Origin of the sequence: Nonomuraea cavernae, assembly GCF_014646355.1 — a bacterium.
In the GTDB taxonomy this organism is placed as follows: Bacteria; Actinomycetota; Actinomycetes; order Streptosporangiales; family Streptosporangiaceae; genus Nonomuraea; species Nonomuraea cavernae.
Window position 1 is genome coordinate 36,888 of sequence record NZ_BMNH01000021.1, and the last position, 16,231, is coordinate 53,118.

At 71.2% G+C, this 16,231-nt stretch carries 14 protein-coding genes; 7 read left to right on the plus strand and 7 right to left on the minus strand.

The window, feature by feature from the left end:
• Window positions 1-291 precede the first annotated feature (291 nt).
• The 5 genes from IEY82_RS27380 to IEY82_RS27400 all read left to right on the plus strand — a co-directional run bounded on the left by IEY82_RS27380 (window position 292) and on the right by IEY82_RS27400 (window position 5,629).
• On the plus strand, window positions 292-2,052 hold the full coding sequence (locus IEY82_RS27380; RefSeq protein ID WP_189127109.1) for a hypothetical protein: 1,761 nt from the start codon (window positions 292-294) through the stop codon (window positions 2,050-2,052).
• Between the two features lie 128 nt (window positions 2,053-2,180).
• The gene (locus IEY82_RS27385; protein ID WP_189127110.1) at window positions 2,181-2,720 is read left to right on the plus strand and encodes a hypothetical protein; all 540 of its coding nucleotides are present in this window, start codon (window positions 2,181-2,183) and stop codon (window positions 2,718-2,720) included.
• 123 nt (window positions 2,721-2,843) lie between these two features.
• Window positions 2,844-3,887, plus strand: coding sequence for an AraC family transcriptional regulator (locus IEY82_RS27390; protein ID WP_189127111.1), 1,044 nt, complete (start codon window positions 2,844-2,846; stop codon window positions 3,885-3,887).
• Window positions 3,888-3,920: 33 nt separating this feature from the next.
• Window positions 3,921-5,138: a styrene monooxygenase/indole monooxygenase family protein gene (locus IEY82_RS27395; RefSeq protein WP_189127112.1), complete on the plus strand. Its 1,218-nt coding sequence runs from the start codon at window positions 3,921-3,923 to the stop codon at window positions 5,136-5,138.
• Window positions 5,135-5,629 carry a flavin reductase family protein gene (locus IEY82_RS27400; RefSeq protein ID WP_189127113.1) on the plus strand — a complete coding sequence of 165 codons (495 nt, stop codon included), beginning with the start codon at window positions 5,135-5,137 and terminating at the stop codon, window positions 5,627-5,629. Before IEY82_RS27395 ends, IEY82_RS27400 begins: the two co-directional genes overlap by 4 nt.
• An 11-nt stretch (window positions 5,630-5,640) precedes the next feature.
• Here IEY82_RS27400 and IEY82_RS27405 read toward each other — a convergent pair whose 3' ends face one another.
• From IEY82_RS27405 to IEY82_RS27420, 4 genes are all read right to left on the minus strand, one after another.
• Window positions 5,641-6,288: an ArsR/SmtB family transcription factor gene (locus IEY82_RS27405; RefSeq protein ID WP_189127114.1), complete on the minus strand. Its 648-nt coding sequence runs from the start codon at window positions 6,286-6,288 to the stop codon at window positions 5,641-5,643.
• Window positions 6,288-6,803 (minus strand): cupin domain-containing protein, encoded by a 516-nt coding sequence (locus IEY82_RS27410; RefSeq protein ID WP_189127115.1) that lies wholly within the window; start codon window positions 6,801-6,803, stop codon window positions 6,288-6,290. The genes IEY82_RS27405 and IEY82_RS27410 overlap by 1 nt, the downstream gene beginning before the upstream one ends.
• A 135-nt stretch (window positions 6,804-6,938) precedes the next feature.
• Entirely contained in the window at window positions 6,939-8,282 is a 1,344-nt protein-coding gene (locus tag IEY82_RS27415) for a glycoside hydrolase family 16 protein (RefSeq protein WP_189127116.1), read from the minus strand.
• A 293-nt stretch (window positions 8,283-8,575) separates the two neighbouring features.
• On the minus strand, window positions 8,576-9,181 hold the full coding sequence (locus tag IEY82_RS27420; RefSeq protein WP_189127117.1) for a VOC family protein: 606 nt from the start codon (window positions 9,179-9,181) through the stop codon (window positions 8,576-8,578).
• A 147-nt stretch (window positions 9,182-9,328) separates the two neighbouring features.
• Between IEY82_RS27420 and IEY82_RS27425 the strand changes: the two genes are divergently transcribed.
• On the plus strand, window positions 9,329-10,294 hold the full coding sequence (locus tag IEY82_RS27425) for an alpha/beta hydrolase (protein ID WP_189127118.1): 966 nt from the start codon (window positions 9,329-9,331) through the stop codon (window positions 10,292-10,294).
• Window positions 10,295-10,309: 15 nt separating this feature from the next.
• Here IEY82_RS27425 and IEY82_RS39435 read toward each other — a convergent pair whose 3' ends face one another.
• Window positions 10,310-12,463, minus strand: coding sequence for a CHAP domain-containing protein (locus IEY82_RS39435; RefSeq protein WP_225263860.1), 2,154 nt, complete (start codon window positions 12,461-12,463; stop codon window positions 10,310-10,312).
• Window positions 12,464-12,761: 298 nt separating this feature from the next.
• On the opposite strand from IEY82_RS39435, the gene IEY82_RS27435 reads away from it, so the two are divergent.
• Window positions 12,762-13,448, plus strand: coding sequence for a PaaI family thioesterase (locus tag IEY82_RS27435; RefSeq protein ID WP_189127119.1), 687 nt, complete (start codon window positions 12,762-12,764; stop codon window positions 13,446-13,448).
• Between the two features lie 22 nt (window positions 13,449-13,470).
• Here IEY82_RS27435 and IEY82_RS27440 read toward each other — a convergent pair whose 3' ends face one another.
• Together IEY82_RS27440 and IEY82_RS27445 are read right to left on the minus strand one after the other, a co-directional pair.
• The gene (locus tag IEY82_RS27440; RefSeq protein ID WP_189127120.1) at window positions 13,471-14,220 is read right to left on the minus strand and encodes a glucose 1-dehydrogenase; all 750 of its coding nucleotides are present in this window, start codon (window positions 14,218-14,220) and stop codon (window positions 13,471-13,473) included.
• A gap of 130 nt (window positions 14,221-14,350) precedes the next feature.
• Complete coding sequence (locus IEY82_RS27445) at window positions 14,351-16,186, minus strand: serine/threonine-protein kinase (RefSeq protein WP_189127121.1); 1,836 nt, start codon at window positions 16,184-16,186, stop codon at window positions 14,351-14,353.
• Window positions 16,187-16,231: the final 45 nt, after the last annotated feature.

Sequence of the window (16,231 nt, forward strand, 5' to 3'; positions counted from 1 at the left end):
GGAGAAGCAGGCGATCGCCGACGCGGAGGAGCACGGCAGAGGATCGCACATGACCTACTACTGGCTCCCCGACAACACGGTGCTGTGTAGTCCTTACGGCACGGAGGTGGAGCCGTGGCCGGAGCGGCGCCAGGCTGTGAAGCCGCCGTCCAGAGGGCGGACGGTGTGGCCGTGGGCGCGGAGAACCGTCTGGCTCACTCAGGGGGGCGGGCGTGTGGGCACTTGTGTGCCGGTCATCCGCGGTGGGATGGTGTCGCTCGTGACCAAGAGAATCGAGACCTCCTTCCAGCGGTGAACGTGGCCGACGAGCGCTGGGCGCTCGACCACCCGCATGCCCTGTTCGATCACGCCTCCCGACTCCATGCGTCGGCGCCCGACCTGCCGCCTCCCGACGGCGGCTGCCGCTGTCCGAACCAGGACGACGAGCCTGTCGAGTGGGCGCCCGACTCGACGTCCTCCTCGCTCGGGAGGCTCCTCGCCAGGCTGGAAGCGTTCGCCACCGATCCCGACCGCTCTCTCGCCTCGCTCCACGACGACATCCGTGACCTGCGAGCCCCCCTGTGGGTGCTCGACCATCTGAAACCGGACGACCTGTCCTGGCTTTCCGGTGATCTCGCGCACGAGACGGGGATCTGGCTGGTGCGCCACGGCACCCACCACCTCCCCACCCGGGTCGGCCTCCACCTGCTGGCCGGCAGAGCCACCCTGCCTGATGTCGAACCCATCCGGATCCTCGGCCTGCTGTCCTGCCTCGGCCCAACGGCGGTGGACGTCCTGGAGACGATCCCCGCAGTGACGGCCGAGCTGATCTGGCTGGCCGATCGGGCATCACCTCTCACTCGCGCCCGGGCCACAGCGGCGATGTGCCGCATCGGTGACCCGATCGCCCTCGGCTGGCTGCTCCGCCACGCCGCCGACGGCCATCATCCGACGGGGAGCGAGGCCGTACGGATCGCCGAAGCGGTGTCCTTGGCGGACGTCCTGGAGGAGGGCACCACGATCGACAACGAGATCGTCCTCACCGCCGCCCGGCTTCTGCAGGGACTGTGCTCCGCCGACGGCTATCCGGCCCGGCCGGATGAATACCAGGACGCCTGCCGGGCGATCGCGGCCTTCGCGGTACACGCCGCCGGGGCAAGGCCGGAGCCGGACCTGCTGGCCGCGCTCATCACTCTCGCCGAGGAACTGCGCTCCGGCCCTGCCGCTCTCCTGCCCTGGCCGACCGGAGAGTCCGCCGCCACGCTCACCCGGCTGGACCGTCTGATCGCCTCGCCGCGCTGGGTGCCGGTCCTGGCGGAAGCGCGGCGTTCCGCCGATCGGACGACGCGGTGGCGGGCGGGCTGGGCGGCCCGTGCCCTCTCCAGACCGTTCCCCGACCTGGCGTCGCCGGACGACGCGCATGACCGGCTGGCCATCCGGGTCGCCGTCCCCGATCCCGTACGGTCCGGTCAGGTCGAGACCCGGCTGCTGGTGAACCACCGGCCGGTGATCGCGGCGGCGTTCCGCAAGGGCCCGCCGTACGAGCCGGCGCAGCTGCCCGGCGCTCTGGAGGCCACCGACCGGCCGCACGAGGCGCGGCTGGCCGAGGCGTACTGCACCGAGGGCTGCTGCGGAGCCCTCTACGTCACCATCGTGCGCGACGGCGACACCGTGATCTGGCACAACTGGCGCGATCCCGACGGAACGGTCACGCTGCCGCTGTTCCGCTTCCACGCGGCGCAGTACGCCGAGACGGTCGCCCAGGCCGTACGCGACCACGGGTGGGAGTGGCCGGCCCGCAGCCTGGCGCGCCGGCTCGACCGGCGCCTGCGAGACGAGCCGGAGGCGCTCGCGACCTGGCAGTGTGATCTCGGTGGCGTGTTCGCGGGGACCGCGAAGCAGGACACGGTCAGGATGACCTTCTGGTATCCGGGCCATCCTTCATCGCGGGGTGGCGCCCCATCCGCAGTCGTAGGTGATCGCCGTCGTGAACCGAGAGAGGACTTCCTCTCGCGCCATGACCTATGGTGCTCATGGGGAGGGCTGAGGGGTGGGTTGTGTATTGATCCATGAGTCGTGAGTAATTTCTCTGTCACAATACGTGCATGTCGATGCTCAAGCCGGCCGATGGCCTTCCCGACCACGGGTGCGGAGGACTGGGACAGGTGGCCCACGGTGCGCTGACCTCCTCTCCTCTCAGCATGTGTGAAGGATCGGGGCTCTACCTCGGTTACAACACGCTGCCCGATCCACCGTTCCCGATGGTGGGCTTCCTGCCGTACGAATGTGGCCCGGGAGCGGCGGCCGTCGATCCGGCCACGCTGCTCCGCATGCTCGCCGACTCGATCAGGGCGAGCCCGGTGCCGCCCAAGGGATCGTTCGATCAGGCGCGGCAGCGGCTGGCGGCCGCCATGCGGGTGGACGCGGTGGTGCTCGTCGTCGCGGCCCGTGCCATGACGCCGGAGCACAGCCAGGCCGCCAGGGCGCTGCTGGCGAACCTGGCCGAGGGCTACTACCGGGAGGGCGATGCGGAGGCGTGCGTGGATGCCCGGGAGGCCGCGGTGGCGCTGGGCGTCGATCGGGCCGGCGGCCAGGTCGCGTTGATCGTCGATCGGGACCCGTCAGGTCGTCACGACGTGCCCCGGCGTATCGAGGTCCGGCCGGAGGGGATGCTGTTCGAACTGCTGGGAGAGGTGCTGGACGCCCAGTACACGTGGACCCGGGCGGCGTTCGCCCTTTGACCGGTCGTTCCCGTAGATCGGCGCCGACTGAACTGTGGTTGTGTGCACTTCTACCTGGAACGCCGCCGCTCCCTTCGACGATGATCATGTGTCACCCGGATACGTGCGAAGGCAGGGCGCTCGATGGGGCACAGGGTATTACTGGACAACACGCCGCTGTTCGCCAGCTCGGATCCGGACGAGGTCCGCGAAGAGGTGGGGCGGGTGTTCTGCGCGCACCGGCTGGACCTGACCGGCGATCCCGCCCTGCTGGCGGCGCGGTTCAACTCCGCGCAGCTCGGCTCCGTACGGGTGAGCTACCTCGACTACGGCACCGACGTCCGCATCGAGCCGGGGGAGCTGGAGTCGTTCTTCCTGGTGCAGGTGCCCCTGGCCGGGCACAGCCTGATCCGCTGCGGCGGGCAGGAGATCGTCTCCACCCCGTCGCTGGCCTCGCTGCCGTCGCCCACGGAGCATCTCGACATGCGCTGGGCCGCGCAGTGCCCGCAGCTGATCGTCAAGTTCGATCGCGAGACCGTCGAGCAGACCCTGGAGCAGATGCTCGGTGAGCGGCTCGACCGGCCGCTCGTCTTCGACCTGGGCGTGGACATGACCAGCGGCTGGGCGCGCAGCTGGCGGGCGATGGCCGACCTGGTCGTCCACGCGGCCGAGGACGGCGGCGGGCTGGCCGCGCAGTCGCTGGCCCTGGCCCACCTGGAGAACGCGCTGCTGTCCAGCCTGCTCACCATGCAGCCGTCCAACTACTGGCCGAAGCTGGCCGCGCCGCGGCGGCCGGCCGTGCCGAAGGTGGTGCGGCGGGCGATGGGGTTCATCGAGGAGCACGCCCATCTGCCGATCAACACCGCCGACGTGGCGGGGGCCGTCGCGGTCAGCACCCGCTCGCTGCAGGAGGGCTTCCGCACGCACCTGGGACTGACCCCGATGGCTCACCTGCGCGATGTGCGGCTGGCCAGGGTGCACGAGGACCTGCTGGCCGCCGACCCGGCGCGGGTCACGGTCACCGCCGTGGCCGCACGCTGGGGTTTCCCGCACCAGGGCCGCTTCGCCGCGGCCTACCGGGAAAGGTACGGCCAGGCTCCGTCGGCGACGCTGCGAAACTCCGCGTCAACTGGACGGAACCCGCGCTCAGCGGATGGATGGCGTACGGCGGCGAAACGTACCTTCTGAGCATCCACTCCAGCTCACCGAAGGAACACCACCATGCGCGAGATCCTCATCGTCGGCGCCGGGCAGGCCGGGCTGCACCTGGCGCTCGGCCTGCTGCGCAACGGCTACGGCGTCACCGTCGTCTCCAACCGGACCCCCGACGACATCCGGGACGGCCGGGTCACGTCGAGCCAGGCCATGTTCGGCACCGCCCTCGGCCACGAGCGCGCCCTCGGCCTCGACCAGTGGCCGGACTGCCCGCCGATCGACGGGATCCAGCTCGCCGTCCCCGGGCCCGACGGCGGCAAGGCCATCGGCTGGGCGGCCCGGCTGGACGAGCCGGCCCGCTCGGTCGACCAGCGGCTGAAGATGCCCGCCTGGCTCGCCGAGGTGGAGAGGCTAGGCGGGAAGGTCGTCATCCACGACGCGACACCCGGCGACCTGGAGGAGTACGCGGCCCGGTACGACCTGGTCCTGGTGGCGGCGGGCAAGGGGAAGATCGCCTCGCTGTTCGAGCGGGACGCCGCCCGTTCGCCGTACGACGTCCCGCAGCGCGCCCTGGCCCTCACCTACGTCAACGGGCTCACGCCCCGGCCCGGACACTCCGCGGTCTGCTTCAACCTGATCCCCGGCGTCGGCGAGTACTTCGTCTTTCCCGCGCTCACCGTCACCGGGCCGTGCGAGATCATGGTGTTCGAGGGGATCCCCGGCGGGCCGATGGACTGCTGGGGCGACGTCTTCACCCCCGCCGAGCACCTGGCCAGGAGCCGCTCGATCCTGGAGACGTACCTGCCGTGGGAGGCCGCCCGCTGCGCCGGCGTCGAGCTCACCGATGAGCGCGGCACCCTCGCCGGGCGGTTCGCGCCCACGGTCCGCCGGCCCGTCGCCGTCCTGCCCACGGGCGCCCCGGTGCTCGGCGTCGCCGACGTGGTGGTGCTCAACGATCCCATCACCGGCCAGGGCGCCAACAACGCCGCCAAGTGCGCCTCCACCTACCTCGCCGCCATCCTGGAGCGCGGCGACCAGCCGTTCGACCAGGCGTGGATGGAGGACACCTTCGAGCGCTACTGGGCGGGCGCCCGGCACGCCACCGCGTGGACCAACGCGCTGCTCGCCCCTCCGCCGCCGCACGTGCTGGAGATCCTCGGCGCCGCCGGCTCCCTGCCCGCGGTGGCCTCCCGCTTCGTCAACGGGTTCGACGACCCGGCGGACTTCGCCGAGTGGTTCATGGACCCGGCCGCGGCCCGGGACTACCTCGCGAGCGCGTCATGAGGTCCCTGCGTGACGCGCTCGGCCGTTACGCCACCGGGGTGGCGGTGGTCACCACCTGCGCGCCGGGCGGGGAGCGGATCGGGGTGACCGTGAACTCCTTCGCCTCCGTCTCGCTCGATCCCGCCCTGGTGCTGTGGTGCCTGTCCAGGCGGGCGCCGAGCACCCAGGCGTTCCTGCGGGCCGGGCGGTTCGCCGTCAACGTCCTGGCCTGCGGGCAGGAGCACCTGTCGCAGCGGTTCGCCAGACCGGCGCCGGACAAGTTCGCCGGAGTGGAGACCCGTCTCACGCCGAGCGGGCTGCCGGCTCTCGCCGGCGCCCTGGCCTTCTTCGCCTGCCGTACGGTGACCGCGTACGAGGCCGGGGACCATCGCATCTTCGTCGGCGAGGTCGAGCACTTCCAGTGGCACGAAGGCGAGCCGCTGGTCTTCCACGCGGGCCGCTACCGCGAGCTGGGGGCCATGGACCCGTCCATGGACCGGATCGGAGCCTGAGCCGCCGCCGCTCAGGGGGTGGAGGGGTGGCCGGAGCGGCGCCAGGCCATGAAGCCGCCGTCCAGGGGGCGGGCGGTGTGGCCGTGGGCCCGCAGGAGGCGGACCGCCTTGGGGGAGACGACGCAGTAGGGGCCGCCGCAGTAGGCGACGATCTCGGCGTCGTGGGGGAGGTCGTCGAGGTGGTCCTGGAGGGTCGCCAGGGGCAGCGAGATGGCGCCGGGGACGTGGCCTTCGGCGTAGGCCGCCGCGGACCGTACGTCGATGACGACCGTGTCGGGGTCGGTGAGGCGGGCGGCCAGCTCGTCGGCCGTGACGCCCTCCAGCGCCCCGAGGTGCTCGGCGACCGCGTCGCGCAGGTCGGCCAGGCGCCCGTGGGCGAAGCCCTGCAGCTCGCCCAGGAAGCGCGACACCCGCTCGTCGGCCAGCCGGTAGCGCACCCTGGTGCCGTCCTTACGGCTGGTCACCAGGTGGGCGGCCCTGAGGTGCTGGAGCTGGGCCGAGGTGTTCTTCAGCGGGACGCCGGCCTCCTCGGACAGCTCCTCGACCGTGCGTTCGCGCTGGTCGAGGACGTCGAGCAGGCGTAGCCGCACCGGGTTGGACAGGGCCTTGCCGATGCGGGCGAGCTGCGCGTAGATCGGTTCCTCGGGGAAGCCGGACATCAGACCATGTACTGGTCGTGGCGGAGGTAGACGTCGGTCCACTCCTCGGGGGTGAGCTGCCGGCCGGTGGTGGCGATGTCGGCCAGCTCCTCGAAGTAGGCCTCTCGCGGGGCGCCGGGGGTGAACAGGATGAGCATCGAGGCGGGTTCGCCCGACTGGTTGCAGAAGGCGTGGATGCCGCCCTCGGGCACGTACAGGAAGTCGCCCGGCCTGCCGTCCACCCACCGCTCGCCGTTGTAGAGCCTGATGGTGCCGTCGAGGACGTAGAACGACTCGGTGATCGTGCGGTGGAAGTGGGGGCTCGGCCCGCTCTTGCGCGGGCCCATCTCCCACCGGTAGAGGCCGAAGGCGCCGCCGGTCGAGGCGCCGGTGCCGAGGTAGTGGACCTCGGTGGGCCTCTCGGCCGGGTCGTCGGTCTTGGGGCCCATCGTCAGGTCCGGCGGCAGGTCGGCGGACCTGAAGACACCGCTGGCGGCACCGTGCTCGTCGAGGTAGCGGGGTTCGGGGTAGGACACGTCCGTCTCCTTCGAAAGTTCTAAGGATCTTTAGAATAATAGGCAGTGCTGTCCCTGTAAAGAGCCGCGGCTCTGACGTTCGTCCAGTGGACGGACGTCAGAGCCGCGGGCGTTGCGTCGGGCTTGGCTCGGGGGTCAGCGCTGCCAGACCCGGACGTGGTCGACCACGAAGTCGGCCGGGAGGACGGTGGCGGCGTCGGGGTCGCCCAGCCAGCCGCCGACCTGGAAGTTCAGTCGCAGGTGGAACTTGCGCTTGTAGGTGTCGTCGGCGCCGAAGGTCTCCTCCAGCCACGACGTCGTGTCGCCGGTCCGGCGCCAGATCTCGCGACCGTCCACGTACCAGCGGATCACGCCTGGCTCCCACTCGGTGGTGTAGGTGTGGAAGCCGTCCCCAGGGTGACCCGTGGGGAAGGTGTAGCGGAAGTCGTTCTTGGTGGGCTTGTAGTCGCGGAAGATGGCCGCCGTCGCCGCCTTGTAGTAGCTCGCGCCGCCGGGAAGCTCGGTCACGTCGATCTCGCCGTTGCCGCCGTCATCGGGCCGCATCCAGAAGGCGGGCCACAGGCCGCGCGAGTTCGCCGGTCCGTTGGGCGACTTGATCCGCGCCTCGAACCGGCCGTAGGTGAACGACGCCTTGCCTATGGTGTCGACGTAGCCGGTGGTGTAGGGCCGCGTGGCGCCGCCGCAGGTGTAGTTCTCCTTCTGCGCCCGGATGGTCAGCGAACCGTTCGCGACGAAGACGTTCTTCGCCCGGCTGGTGATGCAGGCGCGGTCATAGTCGACGTACGAGTCCCGCGCGCGCCACTTGGCCGTGTTCAGCGCGGTGCCGTCGAACTCGTCGGACCACACGAGCCGCCAGCCGGGGCCGGGGGAGGGCGTCGGGGTCGGAGTTGGCGTGGGACTGGGCGCGGTGTAGGAGATGACCAGCCGTGGCCGCGCGGCGGTGTTGGTGCTCTCCTTGGACGCCCAGTAAACCCGGGTGTTTCGGGTGGACTGGCGAACGGCGAAGGTCACCGCGCCGTTGCCTTTCACCGCCGACGAGACGTTCCAGGCGTTGTAGCCCGCCGTCACCGCGGTGCTGGTGTCGAGCGCGGCGCCGAGGGTCGGCTTGCTCGCCCAGGTCCCGGCGCCGCCCGCGCCGCCGCTCGCCTGGTGAACGGCGGTCGTGGTGCTCGCGAAGGCGGTCCATGAATACAGTTCGAGTCGCGCCGTGATGTTCGAGGCGCCGGCGGGCAGCCCCGCCACCGTGAATCCGACCACGGCCATGCGCTCACCGCTGGGGTTTCCGTCGCACAGTGAAGGACAGGTCGCCAAGGTGGTCCTGGCGCTGTTGTCGCCGTCCTGAACCACCTGTGTGTACGTGGTGTCAGCTGACGCGTTGACCGTCGCGGAGGCCGCTGCGGAGGCGGTCGCGGAGGTGACGCCCGTGATGCTGACGAGTAAGGCGCTCGCGGCGGTGGCCACCACAGTGGCGCGTCCCACGGAACCTAAAGCCCTTTTCATCATTTCCTCTCCGGATAAGCCCGCACGCATTCGTCCGGCGTGCGGGCTAATAACGCAAGGAGAGCCGGCCAGGGCGGCAATCCGGACTCGGATCGCCGACGAGAGAATTCCCATGGGCATCGGCATCGAATGGCGGTGATCAACTTACGCATGGACGGACCGGTGCGCAAGCTCATCCGCGAACGACGGAGAGCATGATTCACGCACAACGGCGCCCGTCCTCAGATGATGAGGACAGGCGCCGTTCCGGTCGTGTCATCGGGGACTCGGAATCACGGCTCCAAGGTGATTCCTTCGCGCCGGAGGTCCTCGATGATGCCGTCCACCAGCCGGGTGCTCACGGTGTGGGCCAGCTCGCCGGTCTCGCGCAGCTCACGTACGGCCGGCACCGGATCGGGGTCGGAGAACAGCCGCTCGTCCGCGTGGTCCACCGGCCGGCCGGTCGGATCGATGGTCCACCAGGAGGCTTCGAGGGCGATGCCGTTGGGGTCGCTGAAGTAGATGGAGCGCAGGAAGCCGTGGTCGATGACGTCGGTGACCTCGCATCCGTGTGCCTTGAGCCGGTCGCGCATCCTGATGAGGGCGTCCTCGTCGGGGAGGTGCAGCGACAGGTGGTCGAACTGGGCGGCGCGGGCGTAGGGGACCCCGGCCGGCTTGGCGAAGCTGTCGAGCTCCTGGTCGGTGTATTCGAAGAAGGCGATCGTGTTGCCCGGGCCCACCTCGAAGAAGTAGTGCCTGAACGCGGGGATGGCGAGGGTGGTGACCAGCCGGGCGTCGAGCACACCGTGCCAGAACCGCACGGTCGCGTCCATGTCGGCGGTCACCAGGGCGAGGTGATGCACTCCCCGCCAGTGCATCGTTTCTGGGGTTGCGGCCATGCGTTAACCGTACGCCTTTCAACTATTCCCGTGGAGCCAGTACCTGGTTTCGTCTCGTTCGGGTAGGCGAAAAAGACGGAACGGCGGTTGCCCCCGAAACGCGTCGATCATCAAGAAGTGCGGCACGTGGCCCGTGGAAGGAAACCGATGGTGTCCCATCCCAATCTCGACCCCGAGCTCCGCGCGGGGCTGGAAGAACTGTTCGTCCCGGTGTTCGACGCGTCCACCGCGACCATGGAGAGCATCGCCGGCCACCGGGCCGGGCTCCAGGTGATGCTGGCGGGCATTCCGGCGCCCGAGAGCGACGTCGTCATCGAGAACCGTCACGTGCCGCACCCCGACGGCGGGCCCGGCCTGCGGCTGCGCGTCTACCAGCCGGCCGGGTCCGGCACCGGGTGGCCCTGCTTCTACTGGGTGCATGGCGGCGGGATGATCCTCGGCACCCCCGAGATGGACGACCACACCCTCGTCGGCTACGTCGAACGGCTCGGCTGCGTCGTCGTCTCGGTCGACTACCGGCTCGCCCCCGAGCACCCCCACCCCGTGCCCGTCGAGGACTGCTACGCCGGGCTGGTGTGGACCGCCGAGCACGCCGCCGAGCTGGGCATCGACCTCGAACGGCTGGCCGTGGGCGGGATGAGCGCGGGCGGCGGGCTGGCCGCCGCGACCGTGCTGCTCGCCCGTGACAGGGGCGGCCCCGCCGTGGCCTTCCAACTGCTGCTGTCTCCCATGCTCGACGACCGCAACGCCACGCCGTCCAGCCACGAGTTCACCGAGTCCGCGTTCTGGAACCGCGAGGCCAACCTCTTCGGCTGGACCGCCCTGCTCGGCGACCGGATGGGCGGCGACGACGTCTCCCCGTACGCCGCGCCGGCCCGGGCCGAGGATCTGTCAGGGCTGCCTCCGGCGTTCATCGACGTGGCGGAGCTGGAGGTGTTCAGGGACGAGGACCTCGACTACGCCCGGCGGCTCGTCCAGGCCGGGGTCTCGACCGAGTTCCACCTGTATCCGGGCGGTTTCCACGGCTTCGACGCGCTGATCCCGGCCACCGAGCTGAGCCGCAGGGCCGTGGAGACCAGGTTCGCCGCGCTCTCCCGCGCCTTCCAGCGCTGACCGCCGGGGGACGGGTCAGGCGCGGTGACGGCCTCGGCGGGAGGCCTTGTCCTTGCCTGGACCGGTCGCGGCCACCAGGGCGGGTGTGGCGATGGCATGGGACGTGACGCGGTGGCGGCGTCCGCGTGGCGTGGCCGCTCGCGTGAGCGGTTCGTCGGAACACGCGTCCGCGCCGGCGTACGCGTATTCCGCGCCGGCGTAGGTGTCCGCGCCGACGTGGGTATCGACGTACGCGTCCGCCACGCGGTCACGTCGTCCGCGCGATACGGCCTGCGGGCGCTCAATCACCCAGGGATCGCTGCCCCGGCCGCCGTCGACGCCCGAGGGGATCGGCCACAGGGCGTCCGCCCAATAGGCGTCGGTGCGCGGCTGGTCCGTACGGAGTGGGTCGGCCCGGTGGGGGTCGGATCGGTACGGCTCGGTCCGGTGGGGGTCGGCCCGGTATGGCTCGGCCCGGTGGGAGTCGGTTCGGTGGGAGTCGAGTCGGCGGGGCGAGGGCCAAGGGGACAGGTCGGCGCGGCGGGGGTCCGAGAAGCGGGGGTCGGACCAGCGCTGGTCGGCGCGGTGCGGCTCAGAGCGGTGCATGTCGGTGCGGTGCGGCTCGATGCGGTGCGGCTCGATTCGGTGGATGTCGGCGCGATGCGTGTCGGAGGTGCGGTGGCGGCGGCCGCGCAGCGGGGCGTCGGGCGTGAAGGCCGCGGGCTCCTCGACCGGGTGGCCGCTGCGACGGCGACGGCCGTAGTAGCCGCTGTCCCTCCGATGGGCGTGCGACGGCCGCGACAGACTGTCCAGCTCCTGCCAGGCGTCGTCCAGGACCGCGAAGGGGCGGCGGGTGCGGATAGGGCTCTCGAAGGGGCGCCGGATCGGAGCCGGCGAGGGGACGGCCGCGACGGGCCGGAGTTCGCGGGTGGCGCGCTGAGGCGCCGCGAACGGCGTGAACGCGTCGAAGGCGCTGACCGCCTCGGGAATGTCCGGAACGACGACCGGGGCGAACGGCAGGGCGACCCCGACGGGAACGAGCGGTGCCGGGATGACGGGCTCGGCGATGAGCGGCGTGGCGGGCTCGACGGCTGCCGGCGCGGGGGCGGCCAGGATCGCGGTGGCCCGGATGGCGGTGCGGGGCTTGCGGCGGTGGTGACCGCGCCGGGCGGGCGCCACCGGTGACGGGACGGCGAGCAAGGGCCGTACGCGGAGCTGCTTCGTCTTGGCGACGGCGAGCACGGCGAGGGCGGCCACCAGGGCGGAGCCGATCAGGGCGGGGGAGCCGAGCGCCGGAGCCGGATGGGAGGCGGAGGCGTCGACGAGGACGGGAAGGGGCTCGCTGGTCACCGCCTTGGTGTCGGCGGTGGCGGGTTTGGCGTGCTTGCCCTTCTTGACCGTCTGCCCGGTGCCGGTGCCGGTGGAGGGCTTGGCGGCGCTCGTGCGGGAGGTGTCGGACGACTGGGGCTTGGCGGCCTGGGCCTGAGGGGCGGCCGGGGCGCTGGCGCCCGCCTGCGGGACCTCGTCGCGGCGCTTCTGGGAGGGCTTGGTCTGGGCGTTCAGGCCGGCCTGGGGCTCCTGCTGGACCTCGGAGTAGGGGATCAGCGAGCTGAGTGGACCGTTCTGCAGCCGGCTGAGGTCCGGGGAGTTCTCGGTGGTGGGCTGGTTCGCCCGGTCGCGGGAGGCGTTCTCCCTGGCCTGCTGCTCGACCAGCCGCTGGTCGAGGCGTTCTTTGATCCGCGCCGGGTAGCCGTAGCCCACGACCTTGCTGGTGTCACGTTCCTTGCGCTTGAGCACGCCGCCGTCGATGTTGCCCTCGATGGTGTGGATCGTGTTGCCCTCGACCTTGGTCACGACGCCTACGTGGTCGATCGCGCCGATCGAGTTGGAGCCGCCCCAGTCGAAGAAGACGAAGGCGCCGGGCTCGGGCTTGCGGCCCCAGGCGTCGTTCTTCTTGAACCATCTGGCGTGTCCGACGGTCCAGGCGAACTGGCCCATCCACTCCTCGTAGCCGAGCTTGTGCGCGGCCCACGAGAGCAGCATGTCGCACCAGGGTGCGGAGCTGTAGTCGGCGTCGAACTCGACGTTCTTGCCGTACCAGTCGCCGAACTTGGTGTAGGCGCCGGACTTCTCCGAGTAGCCGAGCTGGCTCTCGAGAAGGTCGATGAACTTCTTCGTCTCTGGCGTCATGGACGTGCGGGGGAACCTTCCGGGCAAGACCGGGTTTACCACCCCAATCCTGGGTAAAGCGGGTATCCCGGGACAGGTGTGACAATCCGGAGGCCTGTACTCTTCCGTGATGAAGGAGGCTACCGTGACAAAACGGCAGGTCAAGCACGCGTCATGAGAGGGTAAAACTCTCAAGGTGGGTGAAGGTGCAGGTCAAGAGCTTGCCAGAAATGTCCCCGCAAAGTCGGTTTATGCGTAAAAGATCTACCATGTTCTCTCGGTGAACGAGATTCGGTAGAACGTGTTCTAGGATGGGCTCATGACGACCGAGGTGACCACCGGGGAGAGCGGGCTCGCAGCGCTGTGCGTGCTCGCGCAGCAGACCCGCGAGTTGATGGACGCGGTGGCGGTCACCGATGTCGGCGAGGGCGAGCTGGTGGCCGTCACCGCCGAGCTGACGGCGCTGACCGAGCGACTCAACGCCGTCCGCCGCGGCACCCCGCAGCCCTTCGAGATCGGGCCCGGCGGAACGGTCCGGCACCTGGGCAACGCCGTCACCGGCGCCGCCAACCCGTACGCCCCGCCGGTGGTGATCGAGGCGTCGCCCGAGGGCGGGGTGCGAGCCGAGATCAGCTTCCGGCCGCTGCACGAGGGGCCTCCCGGCCTGGTGCACGGCGGGATCAGCGCCATGGTGCTCGACCACCTGCTCGGCCAGGCGGTGGCCGTCGCCGGGTTCGCGAGCATGACCGGCACGCTCACCATCCGTTACCGCGCCCCCGTGCCGTACGGCCGGCCGCTCGTGGCGACGGCCGAATACACCCGCGCGGAGGGCCGCAAGACCTGGGCCGACGGCCGCATCGCGCTGCCTGACGGCACGCCGCTGGTGGAGGCGACGGGCCTGTTCATCGTCCCGTCCGCCTGGCTCGGCCGAGACCCGACGGACCCCGCCCAGCTCACCCCCGGCGACGCGGGCTGGCCGCCGCCGGTCACCGGACAGGACGGTTGACCGCGGCGCGGGGTGGCGGGCTTCAGTAGCCGGCGCCGGTGAGCAGGCCCCCGTCCACGGTGAACTCACTGCCCGTGCAATAGCTGGACCGCTCGGAGGCCAGGAACGCCACCACGTGTGACACCTCGACCGGTTTGGCGAAGCGCTTGATGACCATGGACTTGACGAACGCGTCGGCGTCCACGGCCTCCATGATCTCCGGGTCCATCACCATCGAGGTGTTGATCGCCCCTGGATGGACGGAGTTGACGCGGATCTTGAACTGCGCGAGCTCGCGGGCGGCGGACTTGGTCACCCCGCGCACGCCGAACTTGGAGGCCGCGTAGGCCGACAGGCCCTCGGCGCCGACGAAGCCCTCGATCGACGAGATGTTCACGATCGAGCCGCGGCCGGCGGCCTTCATCGGCTCGATGACCGACTTGACGCCGAGCCAGGTGCCCCTGAGGTTGACGCCGATCACCCGGTCGAAGTCGTCGAGCGTCATCTCGCTGATCCGCCGGAACTTCAGGATCCCGGCGTTGTTGACCAGCACGTCGAGCTTGCCGTAGGTCGAGACGGCCGTGTCGACGGCCCGCTCCCACTCCGACGGGTTCGTCACGTCATGACGCACGTATGTCGCCCCCGTCTCCGCGGCCAGCGCCTTGCCCTCCTCGTCCAGCACGTCGCCGAACACCACCGACGCGCCCTCCTCCAGGAACAGCCGCACATGGGCCTCGCCCATGCCGCGCGCGCCGCCGGTGATCAACGCCACCTTGCCGTCAAGCAGACCCATGTCGTCCTCCCGCCGCGACGGCCACCGAGGCCGCCTGCATCGATCGGCGGACGGAGACACCGCCGCCGCGATCTTCCGTACCTCGATGCCGGCGTACGGCCCCAGGTGTAGCCGATCATCGCTAGCCAAGCTAGTGAACGCTTGGTCCTCCGGCAAGGTCACCGCCGTCCATGAGCTCGGCGGGGGAGGAGCCGGTGGGCAGGGAGGACGCTTGCTCGGTCACGGGGGAGCCGGTGGGCAGGGAGAGCGGCTCCTCGGTCGGCTCCTCGCCTGGCTTCGTCGAGGCGGTGTGGGCAGCCGAGGTGGCGTCCTGTGACGGCGACGGGCCGGTCGGCCGGGTGGGGGTGGCCGGGCAGGCGGCGCCGTCCACGGCCGCCTCACTGACCTGCGGCCCGTTGCCGGCGGCGGGCTCGGTCAGCACGACGATGCCGAAGTGGGTGGTGACGCCGCACGCCACGCTCCCCGGAGCGCGGGTCACGCCGCTGGTGTAGAGCGTCCGTCCGGTCAGCGTGCGCGCCTCCTCGCCGACGGTCCGGGCCGGGCCGTCGCCCTCGCGCACGGTGTAGGTGATGCGCAGCCGGACCGGGCCCGTGCCGTCGGCGGTGACGCGCACCTCGCCCGCGGAGCCGCTCCACTGGACGATGGCGGCGGCGCGCACGACCGGACGCGCGTTCGCGCTGCGCCGGGCGGTGGGGCCCGGGGCGGTCCCGGTGGCGGTGGGCACGGTGGTGGGAGGGCCAGTGGGAGGACCGGTGGTGGGCGGCGCGGTGGGAGGGCCGGTGCGGATCGCGGTGGGCGTGGGGACGGCGGGCTGCGAGCCGGCCGGTCGGGAGGCGGTCGGCGCGGGCGCGGAGGAGGTGGGAGGTTCGCTCTCCTCGGTGGAACGCGCGGGGGTCGTGTCGTCGGCCGGGTCGAGCTCGCCGGCCGTCTCGGGCCGCGGCATCAGCACCGTCCCGGGACCGGGAGGCAGCTGGCCGCCCGAGAGCATGAGCGTCACCAGTACGGCGAGCACGGTCGCGGCCGCGATCCACAGGTGGGGCGGCAGCCGGGGCACCTTCGACAGCCGCTCGCGGACGGTGACCGGTGCCGGGCCGTCTCCGCTGCCGGCCTTGGCCAGCGGGAACCGCAGGGCGAGCAGCGTGGCCAGCTCGGCGAGGTGACGACGGCCGCGCTGCTCCCAGTCGGGGCCGTAGCCGGCGACCGCGTCCTCCTCCAGTTCGGCCGCGAACTGCCGGGCCGAGGCGTACCTGAGCGCCGGATCCTTGGCCAGCCCCCGCCGGAGCAGGTCGCGCAGCGTGTCGGGGACCACTTCCAGCGGCACGGGCTCCGCCAGGTGCAGGTCGCGCAGCCCCGGGACATCGTCGGCGCGGAACGGCGGCCGCCCCTTGACCGCCTCGAACAGCACGCAGGCCGCCGCGTACAGGTCGGCGGGCGGCCCCGCCTGCCCCCGCGTCCACAGCTCGGGCGACATGTACGGCGGGCTGCCCGCGGGCACCCCAGGCTCCTCCGCGTGCACCACCACGCCGAAGTCGCCCAGCTTGGTCGTGCCGTCGGCCTGGACCAGCACGTTCCCGGGCGTGACGTCCCGGTGCGGCACCCCCTTGTCGTGGGCCGCGGCCAGCGCGAGCAGGGTCCCCTTGAGCAGTGCCAGCGCCGCCTCCGGGCTGGTCCGGCCGTGCTCGTCCAGCAGCGTGCGCAGGGACACCCCGTCGACGAGCTCCATGACCACGGCGGCCCTGGTCTGCGTCTCGACGTACTCGTAGAGCTTGACCACGTTCGGATCGTCGATCTCGACCAGGGCGGGGGCGTCCACCCGGAAGCGTTCCATGAACTCGGCGTCCCTGCGCAGCGTCGCGTTCAGGTACTTGATCGCGACGTAGGCGCCGGTGGACTGGTAGGTGGCGAGGAAGACGCGGCCGGTGTGGCTGGCGCCCAGCTGGCGTACTTCGCGGTAACCAGGGACCAAGTCCAACCCCCATCACGCAGCCGTCCTGAGGTTCGACGGTCTCAC